Origin of the sequence: Thermophagus sp. OGC60D27 (genome assembly GCF_052400625.1) — a bacterium.
Lineage (GTDB): Bacteria > Bacteroidota > Bacteroidia > Bacteroidales > Marinilabiliaceae > Thermophagus.
Map to the genome: position 1 here is coordinate 207575 of NZ_JBQTGH010000005.1, position 19434 is coordinate 227008.

The following is a 19434-nucleotide window of genomic DNA, read 5'->3' on the forward strand; positions in this document are numbered from 1 at the left end:
TGGAAAGAGGAATTTAAACAAAAATTAAAACCAAAGATTTAAGGCGGGGAAAAAATACAGTAGTCGGTTAGACCAATTTGTCAAAATATTCTCTGTCTGAAGACAATACAATTTCTGGAAACTGCGACTCTATTTCATCAATAAGTTGAAGCGTTTTTTGAGCAAACCGACTTTGAAGAACTGGGTCTGGATGGAAAAAACGATGGTTTCGCGCTCTTTTTACTTTTTCGATTCTTTTCAGGTAATTTTGGGCTCGTACCGTAAATAGTGCGTCCACAAAACGCCGCCAGATGTATTCTATGGCCGCATGAGAGGGATTAAACATTTTTTCATCGTAAAAACGATAATCTCTCAAATCGTCCATTAAAATTTCGTAAGCGGGGAAATACCATACTTTCTCAAACACCTCACACAACTTATCGATGGCCAGAAACAGTGCTGCCTTACTAACCTGATTTTGATGCGCACCATCTTTCCAATGGCGCACCGGACTCACCGTGAATATTATCTTCAGGTTGGGATTAAACACTCTTAACGATACAATTAATTCCTTATAAAGGGAGATGATTTCTTCGGGCTCCAGCCGATAACGAGAGAAAAAGGCGGAAGGAAATTTGTGACAGTTGGCCACGATTTGCGATGTATCGCTTCGTTCATATACAAAGGAAGTTCCAAAGGTCAACAAAAGAAAATCGGCCGATTTTAAAAAGCGCGAGACCTGCTCAATCGTTTCATTGATTCTCCCACACACCGTTTCTTTTTCAGGGTTACTGAATTGGCCATGAAAATCAAAATGATGCCATAACCCCTCATGTTGGACCAGCTCCCGGTTGGTGCAGAGATTCCGGTTGATCACTCTGTTAAGTAGGCGGGCGGCAGATACAGGATTGTATATATCCCCGAAAGGATTTACCAATGCGTGAAGACGATTTTCAACAAATTTGGAGCCTATATTATCCGTAAAACAAGATCCCATAAGCATCACTCTTGAATCAACATCAATAGTTGCTTCAACCCTTCCTACATCAACTATGGTTCTGAATTCAGACAACATGTTCCAAGATTTTCACCGCTTCTATTACCAAGAAAGAATTGATTTAAGCTAAAGATCTGAAACACTCACATGAAAGAACCTATACATGTTCTTTTTGAGTAGATCCTTGCCATGTTCGTTTCATGGATTCTTTCATCCACAAAGATATGCCAGAAAATAGTATTTCTGCTCCGGGCTCATTATGAATTTCATGCCGTGCCCCTTCCACCGGGAAAAATCGGGTTGTTCCACCTGTCATTTCCGCTAGATATCGGGTTGTTTCAAAGTCTGTGATATCGTCATTCGTCCCATGAGCAAAAAACAATGGCGTCTCAATTCTTTTTGCTTTTTTAATCACCTGATCAGCCCCTCTGGACAACTCAAGAAACAACCTCAAAGAGATTTTGTGATGCATCAATGGATCACGGTCACTTTGCGACTGTACTTCTGCAACACATGATAGTTGAGAGGATCGAATCCCGGTCTTTACCCGGAATGAGGGCATGAAATAATCGGCCCAATAAGCCCCTTTCAAAACAAAAGAAGAGGGCGGATGAACCAGTTTTAACCAAGGAGAACTGATGATTGCTCCGGCAATGTCCTGTCTCTTTCTCAATAAAAAATTCAGAGCCAGATTTCCACCCATACTGTGACCATATAAAAAAAGAGGGAGTTCACTCCAATTATATTTTACCCGCTTGATTAAACTGTCAATATCATTCATGAAATCTGACAAATGATTGATGTGGCCTCTTCTCCCTTCCGACAAACCGTGTCCCCTCAAATCCACAGCATAAACCAACACGCCTTGTTCATTAAATCGACGAGCCCAACTATCATAACGGCCGGAATGTTCTCCTATACCATGGACCAGACAAACCACCGCGTGGGGAGCTCCCTTTGGTTTCCAGAAACGTCCCACAAGGAAAGCTCCGTCACTTGTCACCATATTAAACTCCTTGTTTTGCATAGCGTATAAAATTTTCAGCCGTTCAAGAAAGAAGCAACTAGGCGATTTAACTTTTGCTTTGATGCCTCCATTAAAAAAACTTAAATCTTTTAAAATTAGTTAATTTTTGAAAATCTCGTAAATTGCAAGCAAACTTTATTCCAGAAATTTGATCTTTTTCAACCGCTATTTTTATTTTGCCACCTAAAACCAAAAACGTCAAGTAATTTCATGCAGACCATAATTACACTATCAACCACCCAACATAACCAACTCCTCGATATCACCCGAGAAGTGGCCGCCATCGTGTCACAATGCGAAGTCCACACTGGTCTGGTTAATGTCTATGTTCAAGGTGCAACAGCCGGTATTATGATTCAGGAAAACTGGGATGAGTCAGTACAAAACGATGTGTTGAACTGGCTCCGAAAAATGATTCCCCACGGGGTTTGGCAACATGACGCCCAAGACAATAATGGCGACTCTCATTTAAAAGCCGGCTTTGTAGGACCATCCGAAACCATCCCCATCATCAATGGTCAGCTGGGATTGTCCACTTGGCAAAATATTTTTTTGTGTGAATTTGACGGTCCCAGGAAAGAACGACATGTGGTAATTACAGTATACAACACTGAAAAATAAAACCCGATTTCCACTGTTAAACAGGAATCATTGACCCAAAATAAAATTGAGATTCCTTTTCAGCCCCTGATAGCCAGCCCTGCGAATAGGGCTGCCTCTCGAAATCTCATCAAAAGTATTTTCATCCAATTGAGACCACTCATCTCGGGTCATTTGCTGAAACTCAGAACGAAGCACAAAATCGGACTCTTTATGAGGACGTGCTTTCCAATTCCAGGGACAAACATCCTGGCAAATATCACAACCAAAGAACCATTCATTCATCTGCTCCCTGAAGTGATCGGGTATTTCATTTTTATTTTCGATGGTTAAATAAGAGATACACCGGTTGGCATCCAGACGATATGGCGAAACAAGTGCTCCGGTAGGACAAGCTTCAATGCATCTTGTACATCCGCCGCAAGCTTCTCTGATGGGTTCACCAGAAGGAAGTTCGATGTTTAAAATTATTTCTCCAATAAAAACAAAAGAGCCTATACGGGGATGGATAAGGTTGCTATTTTTCCCGCGCCATCCTAAACCTGCCCGCACAGCCAAAGACCTTTCAAGGACAGGGGCAGAATCAACAAAAAATCGTCCATTGGCCTCATCGGAAATTTCAGATTGGATATAGGTCATCAATTGCTTAAGCCGTTTTTTTAACACCTTGTGATAGTCTCGTCCATAAGCATATTTTGCCAGTTTCAGACCCGATTTCAAGCCTTCCTTTTTTGGAGGAAAGTAATTCTGAAGGACAACAACGACCGACTTAGCATCCTCTATCAACTTCTGTGGATTGGTCCTTTTCTCAAAATTCCGCGACATATAGTCCATGCCGGCATGATACCCCCTATTGAGCCACTCTTTCAGAAAAGCTGCATCCTCCTTCAACTCTGTTGCAGAGGCAAATCCCACCTCGTCAAACCCCAATCGTAACGCTTCCTGTCGAATTAACCGACTCCGCTCCAAGGCGACCAAATCCATAGCGTTTCCTTTACAACAAACCTAATTCAAGCATCGCTTCTTCTGAAAGCATATCCTTAGACCAAGGCGGATCGAAGGTAAGATGCAAATCAACTTCTTCCACGCCATCCAATGCAAGTACTTTTTCATGAACCTCTTCAGGCAATGATTCAGCTACCGGACAGTTGGGAGATGTAAGGGTCATTACCACTTTCACCTTGCCTTTTTCACGCGCTTCAATTTCATAAATGAGCCCCAAATCATAAATATTCACCGGAATTTCAGGATCGTAAATGGTTTTTAAAACCTTTACAATCTCACTCTCTATATTTAAATACTCCTGCTCCATATCTTCTATAAATTGATAATTAATATTCCCAAAGGTCTAGGGTCCTTAAACAAAGACCTTTCGCCGACCCAATTAAATATTCCAATATGCCTGCCGATTTTCACCACGAAGATACAATCAAAAAACGCCATCAGCAGAAAAAAGGGGCACCATTAACCTTCTAAAAAATACGCTAATTCTGCAGCCTCAGAACACTACTTATTAACATCGGAAATAAAATATTGTTTGAAGAAACATCGTCCTGCAGTAAATCTAGCATGCCCCACTAAAACATTTCTAACTGAAACGATCCAATACTTAACCCTGTTTAACCTTAAAAGCCATAGCATAGGCTCTGATTTGCCGGATCATGGCAACCAGTCCGTTGCTGCGGGTGGGAGATAAATGCTCCTTCAGCCCTACTTTATCTACAAAATAGAGCTCCGCATTAAGGATTTCATCGGGAGTATGTCCAGAAAGGGCACGAAGCAAAAGAGCAACGATTCCCTTGACGATGATGGCATCACTGTCACCCTGAAGTTCAATTTTTCCATTTTTCATTTCAGCATGCAGCCAAACTTTGGATTGACATCCGTCGATCAAATTTTGGTCGGTACGGTGGTTTTCATCAAAGGCATCAAGTTCATTACCCAATTCAATAAGAAGAGAATACTTATCCATCCAGTCGTCCAGCGCTGAAAAATCTTCAATAATTTGATCTTGCTTTTCGTTGATTGTCATGTTCAATTTTTTTTGCAAAGATAACAACTCCCTTCACAATGCAGGTTGACATTTATCCCAGCATGGCCTCAACTCGCATCAAAGCCTCCACAAGTTGGTCTATCTCAGACTTTGTATTATAGAAGGCAAAAGAGGCACGAACAGTCCCGGGAATCCCATAACAATCCATCAGCGGTTGAGCACAATGGTGGCCTGTACGTAAAGCAAAGCCTAGCTTATCCAGTAAAGTCCCCACATCAAAGGGGTGAGAACTGCCCAAAAGAAAAGAAATAACGCTGGTACGACCGGTTGCCTTTCCGATAATCCGAAGATTGGGCACTTCGCTAATCTTTTCTGAGGCATATTCAAAAAGAGCATGCTCATAATCCCAGATGTCTGATAATCCTTTCTCCTTCAAATAATCAATAGCTCTTCCTAATGCAATAACACCCGCAAAATTAGGGGTACCGGCTTCAAATTTATAAGGTAATTCATTAAAGGTGGTTCCGGAAAACGATACTTTATCAATCATCTCACCCCCTCCTTGATAGGGTACCATCTTTTCGAGCCACTTACGTTTCCCGTAGAGCACTCCCACTCCAGTGGGAGCATACATTTTATGCCCGCTAAAAACATAAAAGTCACAATCCAGCTGCTGCACATTCACCGGTAGATGATGAATAGCCTGTGCTCCATCGATAACAACCGGCACATCATGTGCATGTGCTATGGCAATAATTTTTTCAATGGGATTGATGGTTCCCAAAACATTACTGATGTGGGTAATGGATACGAGCTTAGTTTTCGGCGAGAACAATTTCTCAAAGGTATCCATGTCCAGTTCCCCATTATCGGTTACCGGAACTACCTGAATAGAAATCCCTTTTCTCTTTTGAAGCAACTGCCAGGGTACAATATTGGAATGATGCTCCATTTGGGTTAAAATCACCTCATCACCTTCAGAAAAAAAGGTTTCTCCAAAAGATGCAGACAACAGATTAATCGATTCAGTAGTGCCCTTGGTAAAGATAATCTCTTCTGTAGAAGCGGCATTAATAAAAGAGGCCACTTTCTTACGAACCTCTTCAAAAGCTTGAGTACAAATATTGCTTAAATGATGTACCCCCCGATGAACATTACTGTTAAACCGCCGATAAACATTCGCCTCTGCTTCAATAACAGAAACAGGTTTATGAGTGGTCGCCGCATTATCCAGATAAACCAACGGTTTGCCATAAATCTCCTCAGCAAGAACAGGAAAGTCATTTCTTATTTCCTGAATATTTAAGCCCATAATATATGTATAAAGTAAATTCGGTGTCCGGGAGTTTTCAGTCAACAGACACCGAAAACCCGTTACTCCATTATTTCAAATGCCATTACAGGCATGATGATTCAGTACCTTTTTGCCCGCAGACCACACATGAAAGACACTTATCCAGTTCCCCTCGGAAACGTTTCTCAACCAAAGATCGAATCTGATCACGAAGTGGCTCCATTTTAATTTTCTCGATAACCTCATAAGCAAAGGCATACATTAGTAAGATGGTCGCCTCGTCCCTGTTAATGCCACGGGTACGCAGATAAAACATGGCCTCTTCATCAAGTTGTCCCACAGTAGCACCATGGCTACACTTCACATCATCGGCATAGATTTCAAGCTGAGGGCGTGAATTGATTTTGGCATCTCTGGTGAGCAGAAGATTATTGTTGGTTTGATAAGCATTGGTTTTCTGCGCATCAGGCCGAACCATGATTTTTCCGGTAAAAGCGGCAGAGGCATGGTCATCTAACACCCCTTTAAAAAGTTCATCACTAAAACACTCAGGAACGGCATGATCGATAAAAGAGAAATTATCAACATGTTGATTTTTATCAAGCAGGTAAAGCCCGTAGGCATGTCCTTCTGCATGTTTTCCGGCCAGTTTCAGCTCAATATTATTTCTGCCGACCCCGGTATGTAAAGTTAGATTATTAGTTTTAACATTGGAATTCTCTTTTTGCTCAATATAAAGCCCTGCTACCTGAGTTGTAGCATTGTGCTGGTTTTGAAGATTATAGTAATCAAGATGAGCATTTGAGGCCACAAAACCTTCAGTAACATTGTTGACAACAAATTTTTCGGGCGTTAAAGTGTGATCACAAACCAAAACCTTTGCCTCACTATTTTCTTCCAGAACAATCAGATTGCGTTGATTGGTCATCAAGGCTTCTTCTGACATCAAAATATTGACGACCTGGATAGGCTTTTCAACAACAACTCCCGGTGGAATATGAATATAAAAACCATCTCTGGCAAACATTGTATTCAGAGCTACAACACCATCCGAATGCCAAGGCGATATGTTGCCATAATATTTTTCCAGAAATGTGGGATCTTCTTTTGCAAGTGAAGCAAGACTTCCCACACGAACTCCAGCCGGAAGATCTCCCAAATTATTATTGGTATAATACCAACCATTTACAATAAAAATGGTAAAAGTATCAAGGGTTTCTACGTCACAGGAAAAAACATCTTCCATTTTCCCTGTCAGGTCGTAAGGCTTTAAGCAAAAGGAATAATCTCCTCCAAAAAGCGGCTGGAGATTTGTATATTTATAGTTTTCAACCTTGTTGGTAGGTATTCCTAATTTCAGAAATGCCTCTAAAGCCTGACCACGCAAATGATTCAAAGGTCGGGAAGAACTATTCTCAATCATCTGCCGGTTTTCTTCAAACAGGGTGCTCAAAGAGACATCTCTTCCAACAACATTTTTAATGGCATTGTCCATTCCATTCAAGTATTAATAGTTTGTTTCGATAAAGAAACTGAAATCATTGTTCATCAAACTCTTTCTTAATCCAGTCGTATCCTTTGGCCTCCAGCTCATGTGCCAGATCCTTTCCTCCGGTCTTCACAATCCGTCCGCGATACAGCACATGAACATAGTCGGGGATAATATACTCCAGCAATCGTTGGTAGTGAGTGATCAAAATAGTAGCATTGTCAGGACGTTTCCACTTGTTAACTCCATTAGCCACCGTTCGGAGAGCATCAATATCCAATCCGGAATCGGTTTCATCCAAGATGGCCAGCTTTGGTTCAAGCATCACCATCTGAAATATTTCATTCTTTTTCTTTTCACCTCCACTAAACCCTTCATTCACCGACCTGTGAGTTAGCTTAGAATCGATATCCACCAACTTTTTCTTTTCACGCATCAGCTTTAAAAAATCACTGGCTGAAATAGGCTCCTGACCTTTATATTTTCGGATTTCGTTGAGTGAAGTTCGTAGAAAGTTTACCATACTCACACCAGGTATTTCAACGGGATACTGGAAACTGAGGAACAGTCCTTCACGGGCCCTGTCTTCCGGCGACATTTCCAAAATATCTTTACCGTTAAAAACAACTTTACCCTCATTAACCTCAAACATTTCGTGACCCGCCAACACAGAAGCGAGGGTACTTTTCCCCGAACCATTAGGCCCCATTATGGCATGAATTTCACCTGGTTTTACTGTAAGATCAATACCTCTGAGTATTTCTTTGTCCTCTATTTTGGCATGTAAATTTTTTATCGAAAGCATAGATATAATAATGAGAAAATTTGACTTTAAAACATATTCGGTTTTGTTTACCCGACACTTCCTTCCAGACTAATTTCAAGAAGTTTTTGCGCTTCGACCGCAAACTCCATAGGTAATTGATTAATCACCTCTTTAACGTATCCGTTGACGATTAACCCGACAGCACTTTCAGTATCAATACCTCGTTGGTTGCAGTAAAAAATTTGATCTTCACCGATTTTAGAAGTCGTGGCTTCGTGTTCCACAACGGCAGTATTGTTATTAATCTCCAGATAAGGGAAGGTGTGAGCACCACATTTATCACCCAGCAACAATGAATCGCACTGTGAAAAATTACGGGCATTTTCAGCCCTTTTGGACACTTTTACCAAGCCACGATAACTGTTCTGGCTCTTACCCGCCGAAATCCCTTTAGAGACCACCAGGCTTTTAGTGTTTTTCCCCAAGTGAATCATTTTGGTACCTGTATCGGCCTGCTGGTAATTATTAGTCAAGGCAACAGAATAAAATTCACCAATAGAATGATCCCCCATGAGTACACAGCTGGGATATTTCCATGTTATGGCAGATCCTGTTTCCACCTGAGTCCATGATATCTTTGAATAATCACCTTTGCATAATCCCCGCTTGGTCACAAAATTAAAAATACCACCTTTCCCGTTTTTATCGCCCGGATACCAATTTTGCACCGTAGAATATTTCACTTCAGCTCTTTCCATCGCCACAATCTCAACGATGGCGGCATGAAGCTGGTTTTCGTCACGCATAGGTGCGGTACATCCTTCCAAATAGCTGACATAACTGTCATCTTCAGCCACGATTAGCGTCCGTTCAAATTGGCCTGTATTTCTGGCATTGATGCGAAAATACGTTGAGAGTTCCACCGGGCATCGTACCCCTTTAGGAATATATACAAATGATCCATCTGAAAAAACGGCTGAATTCAATGCCGCAAAATAGTTATCATTGGGTGGCACCACGCTGCCTAAATATTTTTTCACCAAATCCGGATGTTCCCGAATGGCTTCACTGATGGCACAAAAAATAATCCCTTTTTCTGCCAAAGTCTCTTTGAACGTTGTTTTCACCGAAACGCTGTCCATAATCGCATCCACAGCCACACCTGCCAGTTGTTTCTGCTCTTCAAGCGGAATTCCCAGCTTGTCAAAGGTAGCTTTCAATTCGGGATCTACCTCATCCATACTATTTAGTTTAGGCCGACTCTTGGGGGCTGAATAATAAATGATATCCTGATAATCAATTTCAGGAATTTTAAGATGAGCCCAATTGGGTGCTTTCATGGTTAACCAATGGCGATATGCCTCCAATCTGAAATTCAGCATAAAGTCCGGTTCTCCTTTAAGACGTGATATTTCCCGAATCACGTCTTCATTTAATCCTTTGGGAAGAGAATCGGTTTCGATATCCGAATGAAATCCATACTTATATTCACCTTTGGTGACTTCTGCCAGTATTTTATCTTGTTCCGTTGCCATACCTCATCATTTCTAATGAATTCTATTCATAAAAAACTCTCATTTTCTTTTCCTTCGCTCTGAAGTTCATTTCACACACTGCTTAATATGTTAGAAACAGCTCTGTCCACTTCCAAATCCGATCCTGCGACGGTAAACTCTTATTCCAATTACGTTTGACCAAATTTAAAGTCGCTTCAAAACCCCAATAAAATTGGTAAGTTTCCCCTTTCATCACAGAAGTTTATTCGTCAATCGCCCCGACGACCATAAACTCTTAAACTATAGACTAATTTCTAAACAACCTCAACTCATCAGGGTTCAAAGGATTAAAGAATAATAACATTTGACAAGGGGAATAAATAATCATGCAAAGTTACCAAACATTTAGATTAAATCTAAATTTACACTAATAATTTGCCGCTAACCCCCCTCCCTGATTCTTTTAAAAAAAAGGTTTTATCAACACGAACCTATATCTTTGTAGTTTAAAATTTAGAGTATGAGCAAGAGTATCACACCACTTTCAGAAATAGGTCTTTTCGGATTGATGGATCGCTATGAAAAAATATTTCCCAAACAACAAAGCGGCACCATTAAAGGGATGGAAAATGATGCCGCAATCATCGATGCCGGTTCAACCTCCCTGGTAACCGGACAAACCATGCTGCTTGAAGGCATTCATTTCGATCTGACCTATTTCCCATTAAAACATCTGGGATATAAATCTGTAATTTCGGCTATTTCAGAGGTCATTGCTTCGGGATGTCGCCCCACGCAAATCACTATTTCTCTGGGGCTTAGCGGAAAGATGTCTCTGGAAGCGGTTGATCAACTCATGGAAGGCGTAAAAATGGCTTGCGATAAATATAACATAGATCTGATCGGCTTCAAACCCTCCTCATCGCTAACAGGCCTCACCATCTCAGTAACTGCCTACGGAATAAGTCCCAAAGACAAACCTCTGAGTCGGGCAGGCGCACTGGAAAACGACATATTATGTGTAACCGGCGATTTGGGCTCCGCATTCATGGGGTTGCAACTTCTGGAACGTGAAAAAAAAGTATTAAACGAGACTGCCGAAGCCATGCCCGATTTTGGCAGTTACGATTATCTTCTGGAACGACAACTCAAACCGGAAGCAAGAATTGAATTATTAAAGCAACTGGAGGAAACAGGCATATGGCCCACCTCTATGATTCTGATTCGTGAGAGTCTGGCCGCCGCCCTGATCCGTTTATGCCAAACCTCAAAAGTAGGCTGCACCATTTATGAAAACAAAATTCCCATTGATCACACCACTTCTACCCTTTGTGATGAAATGGAATTTAATCCGATGGTGGCGGCACTCAATGGGGGTGAAGATTATGAAATATTGTTTTCTCTTTCCCTCGATGATTATAAAAAAGTAGAAGAAGCAGGCAACCAGTTAAACAATGTATTTTTAATTGGTTATGTTTGTCCAGCAACAAAGGGATATACCCTTGAAACCAATGCAGGGCAGGAAATTCCCTTGAAAGCCAGGGGATGGGGCGAAAAAGAAAAATAATTATACCCCATTGGGCCATCAAAAGTTTCTGCAATGATTATTCATTGTAACCATCATTAAAGACCAATGCAGATTTAAATTGATAGGATATTTGAATTTGGCGCAACAATGATCATTATAAAATTCAAACAATATGTACGAGTTTATTTCAGGTAAAATTACCCGTAACACGCCTGCCTATGTGGTTATTGAAAACAACGGGATTGGTTACCTTATCAACATTTCTTTGAACACCTATGAAGCTCTGAAGGAAAAAAAAGAAGCCTTGTTATACATCTATGAAAATATCCGGGAAGATGCCTACACCCTTTACGGCTTTTCCGAAGTCAATGAACGAGAAATATTCCAGTTACTCATTTCGGTATCAGGGATAGGCGCCAACACCGCCCGAATGATGCTCTCTTCCATGTCGCCGGAAGAATTAAAAGTTGCCATCTCCACAGAAAATGTAAACCAAATAAAAAGTATTAAGGGCATAGGTCTTAAAACTGCCCAACGAGTAATTGTGGAACTGAAGGATAAAATTGGCAAAATTGCCGACGGTGAAAAAATACCATTCCTTCAAGACAATACAAATGCCGAAGAAGCGTTATCTGCTTTAGTGATGCTGGGTTTTGCCAAAGGACCTTCACAAAAGGTCATAGACAAAATTTTACGTGAACATCCCAAAAGCAAAGTTGAAGATGTCATTAAGCTGGCGCTCAAAATGTTGTAATATAAACCTCTGCAGCGCAATTTTATTGAATGCATAAAACGTTTTCCAAATATCTTTCAGCAACTTTGATTTTCCTGGTCTTGGTTGCCGGGGCTTCATCAGATATGTTATGGGGAAGACCTGTCCAAATCCTTCATCTTCCTCAAACCCCGGACTCATTAGACCAATTCCAAATGGACCGGATTCTTCATCCATTATCTTTGGATAAAGAAAAAGAACTGGATCATCCGGTTATTCCCCAACCTAAAAATCTCCAATATCGAGCCGAATACGATCCCGCCACCGGCATGGTCATCCTATATAAGATGGTAGGTAATATTCGGGTGCGATTACCTTACTCCATGTCCATTGAAGAATATCGGCAGGAAAGATTACGACAATCTATGTTCAACTATTGGTCGGAACAAAACCGTGAAAACTTAAATTCTCAGTCCACACAGGGTTCAGGTATCAATATTGCAACGGGGCAAGCCATGGGAAATATTCTCGGAAGCGAAACCATTAATATCCGGCCTCAGGGGATTGCCCAACTACAGATTGGGGTCAACCATACCCGAATTGACAATCCCACCCTTCAAGAACGGATGAGAAAAACCACCACCTTCGATTTCCAGGAAAAAATTCAAATGAATATTACCGGGAACATTGGAGATAAAATAAAAATGGGCATCAATTACAACACGGATGCCACTTTTGATTTCGAAAACCAAATCAATCTGGAATACTCCGGCGATGAAGATGAAATCCTACAAAAAGTAGAGGCCGGAAACGTCACTTTGCCCCTACCGGGAACGTTAATTACCGGTAGCCAAAATTTATTTGGCGTAAAAACTGAAATGCAGTTTGGCCGATTGACGGTCACTTCTGTCTTCTCTCAACAGAAAGGTGAAACATCCACCATGAGCATACAGGGAGGAGCAGAACAACAAAGTTTTGAAATCGGCGCCGACGAATATGACAAAAACCGTCATTTTTTCCTGTCACATTTGTTCAGGGAGCGGTTCAATGATGCCATGAAGAGCCTCCCTATCATTAACTCCCCTTTTTATATCACTAAAATTGAAGTATGGGTTACCAACCAAAGCAGCAACTTTAACAATTCCCGAAACATTATAGCCTTCGCCGATTTGGGAGAAAGCCCGGAATTCTTGACAAACCCTAATCTTTGGACAGGACAACCGGGTGCTGTAACCGCCAACAATGCCAACAACCTCTATGAGCAGATGAATTCCACCTATTCGGCCATTCGAGATATCAACCAGGTATCTTCTTCCTTCGCCCCTTTGGAAGCTCAAGGATTCAGAGGTGCAAGGGAATATGAAAAGATTGAAAATGCCCGGTTACTCAACGAATCGGAATATACCCTGCATCCAAAACTGGGATACATTTCGCTGAACAGTCCTCTTAACGAAGATGAAGTGCTGGCAGTTGCCTTTGAGTATACCTACAACGGACAGGTTTTCAAAGTCGGGGAGTTAAGCACCAGCGGGGTTGAAGCACCCAACACCCTTTTCGTAAAACTGTTGAAAGGAACCCTCCTCTCCCCCGGGGTCAAGACTTGGGATCTGATGATGAAAAATATTTATGCCATTGGGGCCTATCAAGTTAGCCAAGAAGATTTTATTTTGGATGTGGCCTTCTTTGACGATTCCCAGGGTTCATATATCAACTACTTCCCGGAAGGGCCCAAACCGGAAGAAGGAGGGATCAACGGGGAACTCCTCATTAGTGTTATGGGACTTGATCGTCTCGACAGTAATCAGGAACCTAATCCCGACGGCACCTTCGACTTTGTTCCCGATTACACCATCTTAACCGACCAGGGAAGAATAGTGTTCCCTGTGGTTGAACCTTTTGGCAGCAATCTTGAAGAGAAACTACAAGGAAATCCCCAACTCATAGAGAAATATGTTTTCAACGCGCTGTATGACTCGACCATTACCAATGCATCACAAATGGCCGAAAGCAATAAATTCAAACTCAAGGGTAGTTATAAATCGTCCTCAAGCAATGAAATTTCGCTGAACGCCTTTAACATCCCTGAAGGATCGGTCGTTGTTACAGCTGGAGGAATCCGATTGACCGAGAATCAGGACTATACTGTCGATTACACCACCGGTCGCATACGCATACTAAATGAAGGGCTTCTCGAATCAGGAACGCCCATACAGGTTTCTATGGAAAGTCAGGATCTCTTTAACTTGCAAACTAAAACATTACTGGGAACTCACCTTAACTACCAATTTAATAATGATTTTAACATTGGTGCTACGCTGATGCACTTAAGAGAAAGGCCCCTCACCCAAAAAGTAAATTATGGTGACGAACCCATAGCCAACACCATTTGGGGAATTAATGCCGCCTACTATACCGAATCTAACGCCCTCACATCTTGGATTGACAAACTTCCACTGGTAGAAACCACGACCCCATCCTCCATATCTTTCGAGGGAGAATTTGCCCAAATACTCCCCGGCCACCCCAATGTCATTGAAGAAGAAGGCACTTCATATATCGATGACTTTGAAGGAAGCGAAACCCCTATCGACATCAAAAACTGGACAGCATGGACCTTTGCCAGCACCCCTCAGGGACAACCTGACATGTTTCCCGAAGCGTCCAAAATCAACGATCTATCGTATGGTTTCAACCGTGCAAAACTGGCATGGTACGTCATTGATCCTATTTTCCTAAGAAACAACAGCCTCACGCCGTCCCATCTCCGACAAAACCCGGACCAACAATCCAGCCATTTTGTACGAGAAGTCTATGAGAAAGAAATATTCCCCTATCGCGAAAGTGCTTATGGGGAACCAACTAACATTTCAGTACTAAACCTGGCTTACTATCCCGATGAACGAGGACCCTATAACTTTGATACCGACCTAACGCCCGAAGGGAAACTTAATAACCCGGAACAACGATGGGCCGGAATCATGAGAGAGCTCCAGACCAATGACTTTGAAGCCTCTAACATCGAATACATTGAATTCTGGATGATGGATCCTTTTGTCTATGACGACAGTCCCGAACGTGGCGGCGATCTTTACATCAACCTGGGTAATATTTCGGAAGATATTTTACGCGACTCCCGAAAGTTCTTCGAACAAGGACTCCCCGGAGCGCAAGAACCTTCTAATGTTGACAGCACTCAATGGGGATATGTTCCCACCATACAAAGTTTAGTCAATGCCTTTAGCAATGATCCGGAAACTCGTTTCACCCAGGATGCCGGACTCAATGGAATGAAGTCGGAGCAGGAACGCAATTTCTACCGCAATAGTCCACACCCTTTCCTGAATCTCATTGATAATCTCTACGGGTCGGGGGGACTCACCGAAGAAGCCTACCAAAAGATTATGGAGGACCCGGCCGCAGATGACTATCACTATTACCGGGGCAGTGATTTTGACCTAAATGAAACCGGGATCCTCGATCGATATAAAAATTTCAACAACCCTGAAGGGAATTCAGTCCCTTCCGAATATTCCGATGAAAGCTACAGTACGGCAGCAACCACCCTGCCCGACGGAGAAGATATCAATGGGGATAATACGTTAAGCGAAACCGAAAGCTACTACCAGTATCGCATCAAACTGCGCCCCCAAGATATGCAAGTAGGCCAAAATTTCATCACCGACGAGATTGAATCGACCGTGGAGCTGAAAAACGGACAAAAAAGTTCCGTTAAATGGTATCAGTTTAAGGTTCCCGTCAGCAGTCCCGATACCACGATTGGGGAACTGAGTGATTTCAGCTCTATTCGCTTCATGCGTCTTTTCCTTAAAAACTTTTCAGATACGGTTGTATTGCGCTTCGCCACCATGGATCTTGTACGATCCGACTGGCGTAAATATACCGACGATCTGTTTGATATTGATGACGTGGTAAGTCCTTCTTCTCAAACCCAGTTCGAAGTTGCCACGGTCAATATCGAAGAAAATGGCAGCAAAGAGCCGGTGAATTATGTTCTTCCCCCAGGTATTGACCGGGTTATTGATCCGGGCAATCCACAGATACGACAATTAAACGAGCAATCACTGGTGCTTAAAACCATCGATCTGGCAGGGGGTGACGCCAGAGCTGTTTATAAAACGCTTAGTATGGATATCCGGCAATACGGACGTCTTAAAATGGAAGTTCATGCCGAAGAGCTATCGGGATATCCGTTGGAAGACAATGAATTTGTAGCCTTCATACGACTGGGGTCCGATTTTAAAAATAATTACTATGAATACGAAGTCCCTCTCAAGCTCACCCCAGCGGGAACATACAGCAATAATTCCACGGCCGACAGATATATTGTCTGGCCTGAAGATAACCAGATCAATATTCCGATCGATTTATTTCAGGAGATCAAACTGCAGCGCAATGAAGCCCTTAGTGACGGAGATGAAGAAGCCTCTATTATTAAAAAATTTGTGCGGACCGACCCGGACAACACCAGCAATAAGATCAGCATTAAGGGAAATCCCAATCTGGCCAATGTGAAATCCTTGATGATAGGGATTCGCAACAATACTGTCCAAAACAAAAGCGTAGAGGTATGGTTTAACGAATTACGATTGACCGACTTCGATGAAGAGGGAGGCTGGGCGGCCAATGCACGTGTGAATATTAAGCTTGCCGACCTGGGAAATGTTTCTCTGGCAGGGGAAGTCAGTACCGTTGGGTTTGGCTCCATCGACCAAAGTGTTTCGGAAAGAAGTCAGGAAGACTATTACCAATACGACCTTGCAACCAGTCTGGAACTGGGAAAACTTTTGGGCCCCCAATCCCGGTTATCAGCCCCCGCCTATTTTAGTGTCAGCAAGCAGGTGGCAACACCCGAATACTATCCTCTTGATCCGGACATCTCAATGGATGAAATACTGGACAATGCAGACTCTGAAGCCGAACGTGACTCCCTTCGTAACCTGGCAGAAGATTACACCTCACGAAAAAGCCTCAACTTCACCAATGTTAGACTTAAACCCAAAAACGACCGCGCAAAACTGTACGATATTTCCAACCTCAGTGCAACCTATGCCTATAATGAAACAGAGCACCACGATGTGAACACCGATTACAAAATCAACAAAAACTACAGAGGCATCCTTGCCTACAACTATACTGCACAACCAAAGATTATTGAACCGTTCAAGAAAATTGACGGACAAGCCTTCAAACTCATTCGCGACTTCAATTTTTACCTGCTGCCCAGCCAACTTAGCTACAGATGGGAAATAATGCGTGATTACACCGAATCGCAACTTCGCAATGTAAACAACCTCAATTACAAAATTCCGGTTTCCGTCAGCAAGGATTTTTCCTGGAATCGTTATTTTGAAATGACTTATAACCTTAGCAAATCTCTTAAGGTTAATTTCAGTACCGCCACCAACGCCCGCATCGACGAACCTGAAGGACCCGTTAACAAGGATCTCTACAAAGATGAATATCAATTGTGGAAAGATTCGGTTATGAATAATATTTTGTCGTTCGGACGGACTACCAACTATCAGCACACCATTAATGCCAGTTATCGCGTTCCGATCAATAAACTGCCTTTATTAGACTGGACCTCTGCCAGTGTCAATTACGGAGCCTTATTCAACTGGGCCCAAGGACCTATTACGGACGATACCTACAACTGGGGCAACACCATTCGAAATTCCAATACCATTCAAGCCAACACTCAACTCAATTTCACCGGTCTTTTCAACAAGATTGGTTATCTGCGAAATCTCTCCCGCCCCAATCAAAGAGCAGGAGGCACCCAACAATTGCGCTATACCAGCCACAGTCTGAATCTCCAGAAAGATACCCCCTTAAAAATTGAGCACCGTCTGGATACCCGGAATGTCAAAGTGCGCATCTTCGACAATAATGGCCGACCGGTTCAGGGAAAAACCAATATCCTGGATGCCAACACCATCACCTTTACCGCTCCTGTCGATGTGGCCAACGCTCGTACTTTAATTACAGGCGAACGTGAAACATCTGTTTCTCCCGCAAAAATTGTAACGGACAACCTTTTAAAGGTGGCCACAGGCCTCAAAAATTTATCTGTTTCCTACTCCTCCAACAACGGCAGTTATTTGCCGGGTTACCTGCCCGAATCGGGATTCCTGGGCACCACCGAAATTGACGGCCTAAAAGCGCCCGGTATTCCCTTCGTTCTGGGAATACAAGATCGCGACTTTGCCTTGAATGCAGCAGAAAACAAATGGCTTACAACCGACAGTACGCTAAACAGTCCGTATGTTATGACTCACTCCGACAATCTTAACATCCGGGCGACCTTTGAGCCCTTCGATGGTCTTCGCATCGATTTGAGCGCCACCCGTAGCTTCTCTAAAAATATGAGTGAGTATTATCTTTTCAACGGGGATCAGTTCAATGGGGTTTTCAACACCTCCGAATCCGGAAGTTTCTCAATGAGTTTTAACACTCTGGCTACCGCCTTCCAAAAAATTAAACGTTCCGGAAATTATGAATCAGATGCCTACAATGAATTTCTGAAAAACAGAGAAATAATTGCTCAAAGACTTGGAGAAGAAAGGTCCGGCGCCACCTATCCCACAACCGGACAATATGAGAATTCAAATATTGCCGGATTGCCATACAGTCCCGAGGGATATCCCGATCTGGGGCATTCGGTGGAATCGGGTGTAGACGGCTACAACCTCACCTCTCGTGAAGTTATGGTTCCGGCTTTTCTGGCAGCTTATTCAGGGAAAAGTGCCAATAACATCTTCACCGAAACCTTTCCCTCGCTGGCCCATCTAAAACCCAACTGGAGAATCAATTTTTCAGGCTTATCAAAAATCAAATTCCTTAAAAAGTACATCAAGTCCTTTGATATTAGTCATGCCTATTCATCCACCTATACCATCGGAAACTATTTAACCAATCTGGAATGGGAAGATAATGGCGACGGAATCAGCTTTGTCAGAGATGCTCAGAATAATTTCATTCCCCGTTATCTCATCTCTGGCGTAACAATTACGGAACGGTTTACGCCTTTTCTCCAATTCAATATCACCTGGGGAGGCAATTTCAGCACCAGAGCGGAATACAATAAAAGCAGGATTCTGAATCTTAGTCTGAATAACAATCAGCTGATTGAAAACTACAATAACGAATGGGTGGTTGGTTTGGGCTACCGGTTCGATAAAATGGACATGATTTTAGGCAACTCGAGCAAGCAGAGAAAAATTTCTTCCGACCTCAATTTACGAGCGGATGTTTCGATCCGGGAAAACTTTTCCATCATTCGCAAAATACAGGAACTATCCAATCAGATGACTGCCGGGCAAAAAGTTACCACCTTGGAAATTACCGCCGATTATGTCCTTAGCGATCGGTTCAATGTGCAACTATTTTACGACCAGCAAATCAACAACCCTTATATATCCTCGTCCTATCCAACCTATAATACCAATGTAGGGGTTAGCTTCAGATTCTCTTTGGCACAATAGAAAGATAAACATTCAATACTTTGTATTAGATTATTCCTAAAAAATATC

At 42.4% G+C, this 19434-nt stretch carries 13 protein-coding genes; 4 read left to right on the top strand and 9 right to left on the bottom strand.

The features are described from left to right. Positions 1-67: 67 nt before the first annotated feature. Together ACT29H_RS07995 and ACT29H_RS08000 are read right to left on the bottom strand one after the other, a co-directional pair. Complete coding sequence (locus ACT29H_RS07995) at positions 68-1054, bottom strand: GSCFA domain-containing protein (protein ID WP_444821096.1); 987 nt, start codon at positions 1052-1054, stop codon at positions 68-70. Between the two features lie 79 nt (positions 1055-1133). Further along, complete coding sequence (locus ACT29H_RS08000; RefSeq protein WP_444821097.1) at positions 1134-2003, bottom strand: lysophospholipase; 870 nt, start codon at positions 2001-2003, stop codon at positions 1134-1136. A 210-nt stretch (positions 2004-2213) separates the two neighbouring features. On the opposite strand from ACT29H_RS08000, the gene ACT29H_RS08005 reads away from it, so the two are divergent. Then, positions 2214-2624, top strand: coding sequence for a secondary thiamine-phosphate synthase enzyme YjbQ (locus tag ACT29H_RS08005; protein ID WP_444821098.1), 411 nt, complete (start codon positions 2214-2216; stop codon positions 2622-2624). 27 nt (positions 2625-2651) lie between these two features. On the opposite strand, the gene queG is transcribed toward ACT29H_RS08005, so the two are convergent. The 7 genes from queG to sufB form a co-directional block, all read right to left on the bottom strand. Beyond that, the gene (gene queG, locus ACT29H_RS08010; RefSeq protein ID WP_444821099.1) at positions 2652-3587 is read right to left on the bottom strand and encodes a tRNA epoxyqueuosine(34) reductase QueG; all 936 of its coding nucleotides are present in this window, start codon (positions 3585-3587) and stop codon (positions 2652-2654) included. Positions 3588-3597: 10 nt separating this feature from the next. After that, the gene (locus ACT29H_RS08015) at positions 3598-3915 is read right to left on the bottom strand and encodes an iron-sulfur cluster assembly protein (protein WP_444821100.1); all 318 of its coding nucleotides are present in this window, start codon (positions 3913-3915) and stop codon (positions 3598-3600) included. 297 nt (positions 3916-4212) lie between these two features. Beyond that, complete coding sequence (locus ACT29H_RS08020) at positions 4213-4635, bottom strand: SufE family protein (protein WP_444821101.1); 423 nt, start codon at positions 4633-4635, stop codon at positions 4213-4215. 52 nt (positions 4636-4687) lie between these two features. Continuing rightward, the gene (locus ACT29H_RS08025) at positions 4688-5908 is read right to left on the bottom strand and encodes an aminotransferase class V-fold PLP-dependent enzyme (RefSeq protein ID WP_444821102.1); all 1221 of its coding nucleotides are present in this window, start codon (positions 5906-5908) and stop codon (positions 4688-4690) included. 85 nt (positions 5909-5993) lie between these two features. Beyond that, the gene (gene sufD / locus ACT29H_RS08030) at positions 5994-7385 is read right to left on the bottom strand and encodes a Fe-S cluster assembly protein SufD (protein WP_444821103.1); all 1392 of its coding nucleotides are present in this window, start codon (positions 7383-7385) and stop codon (positions 5994-5996) included. A gap of 43 nt (positions 7386-7428) precedes the next feature. After that, on the bottom strand, positions 7429-8184 hold the full coding sequence (gene sufC / locus ACT29H_RS08035; RefSeq protein ID WP_444821104.1) for a Fe-S cluster assembly ATPase SufC: 756 nt from the start codon (positions 8182-8184) through the stop codon (positions 7429-7431). A 47-nt stretch (positions 8185-8231) separates the two neighbouring features. Beyond that, the gene (gene sufB, locus ACT29H_RS08040; protein ID WP_444821105.1) at positions 8232-9680 is read right to left on the bottom strand and encodes a Fe-S cluster assembly protein SufB; all 1449 of its coding nucleotides are present in this window, start codon (positions 9678-9680) and stop codon (positions 8232-8234) included. A 481-nt stretch (positions 9681-10161) separates the two neighbouring features. Here sufB and thiL point away from each other — a divergent pair, with 481 nt between their 5' ends. From thiL to sov, 3 genes are all read left to right on the top strand, one after another. Beyond that, positions 10162-11208, top strand: coding sequence for a thiamine-phosphate kinase (thiL, locus tag ACT29H_RS08045; protein WP_444821106.1), 1047 nt, complete (start codon positions 10162-10164; stop codon positions 11206-11208). Positions 11209-11341: 133 nt separating this feature from the next. Further along, positions 11342-11923 (top strand): Holliday junction branch migration protein RuvA, encoded by a 582-nt coding sequence (gene ruvA / locus ACT29H_RS08050; RefSeq protein WP_444821107.1) that lies wholly within the window; start codon positions 11342-11344, stop codon positions 11921-11923. Between the two features lie 29 nt (positions 11924-11952). Further along, positions 11953-19386: a T9SS outer membrane translocon Sov/SprA gene (sov, locus tag ACT29H_RS08055; RefSeq protein WP_444821108.1), complete on the top strand. Its 7434-nt coding sequence runs from the start codon at positions 11953-11955 to the stop codon at positions 19384-19386. Positions 19387-19434: the final 48 nt, after the last annotated feature.

Bases quoted from the DNA above. Each gene is read 5' to 3' on its own strand.
- sufD (WP_444821103.1), bottom strand. From the start codon at position 7,385: ATGGACAATGCCATTAAAAATGTTGTTGGAAGAGATGTCTCTTTGAGC.
- queG (WP_444821099.1), bottom strand. From the start codon at position 3,587: ATGGATTTGGTCGCCTTGGAGCGGAGTCGGTTAATTCGACAGGAAGCG.
- sufC (WP_444821104.1), bottom strand. From the start codon at position 8,184: ATGCTTTCGATAAAAAATTTACATGCCAAAATAGAGGACAAAGAAATA.
- ACT29H_RS08000 (WP_444821097.1), bottom strand. From the start codon at position 2,003: ATGCAAAACAAGGAGTTTAATATGGTGACAAGTGACGGAGCTTTCCTT.
- ACT29H_RS08020 (WP_444821101.1), bottom strand. From the start codon at position 4,635: ATGACAATCAACGAAAAGCAAGATCAAATTATTGAAGATTTTTCAGCG.
- ACT29H_RS08015 (WP_444821100.1), bottom strand. From the start codon at position 3,915: ATGGAGCAGGAGTATTTAAATATAGAGAGTGAGATTGTAAAGGTTTTA.
- sufB (WP_444821105.1), bottom strand. From the start codon at position 9,680: ATGGCAACGGAACAAGATAAAATACTGGCAGAAGTCACCAAAGGTGAA.
- sov (WP_444821108.1), top strand. From the start codon at position 11,953: ATGCATAAAACGTTTTCCAAATATCTTTCAGCAACTTTGATTTTCCTG.
- thiL (WP_444821106.1), top strand. From the start codon at position 10,162: ATGAGCAAGAGTATCACACCACTTTCAGAAATAGGTCTTTTCGGATTG.
- ACT29H_RS08005 (WP_444821098.1), top strand. From the start codon at position 2,214: ATGCAGACCATAATTACACTATCAACCACCCAACATAACCAACTCCTC.
- ruvA (WP_444821107.1), top strand. From the start codon at position 11,342: ATGTACGAGTTTATTTCAGGTAAAATTACCCGTAACACGCCTGCCTAT.
- ACT29H_RS08025 (WP_444821102.1), bottom strand. From the start codon at position 5,908: ATGGGCTTAAATATTCAGGAAATAAGAAATGACTTTCCTGTTCTTGCT.
- ACT29H_RS07995 (WP_444821096.1), bottom strand. From the start codon at position 1,054: ATGTTGTCTGAATTCAGAACCATAGTTGATGTAGGAAGGGTTGAAGCA.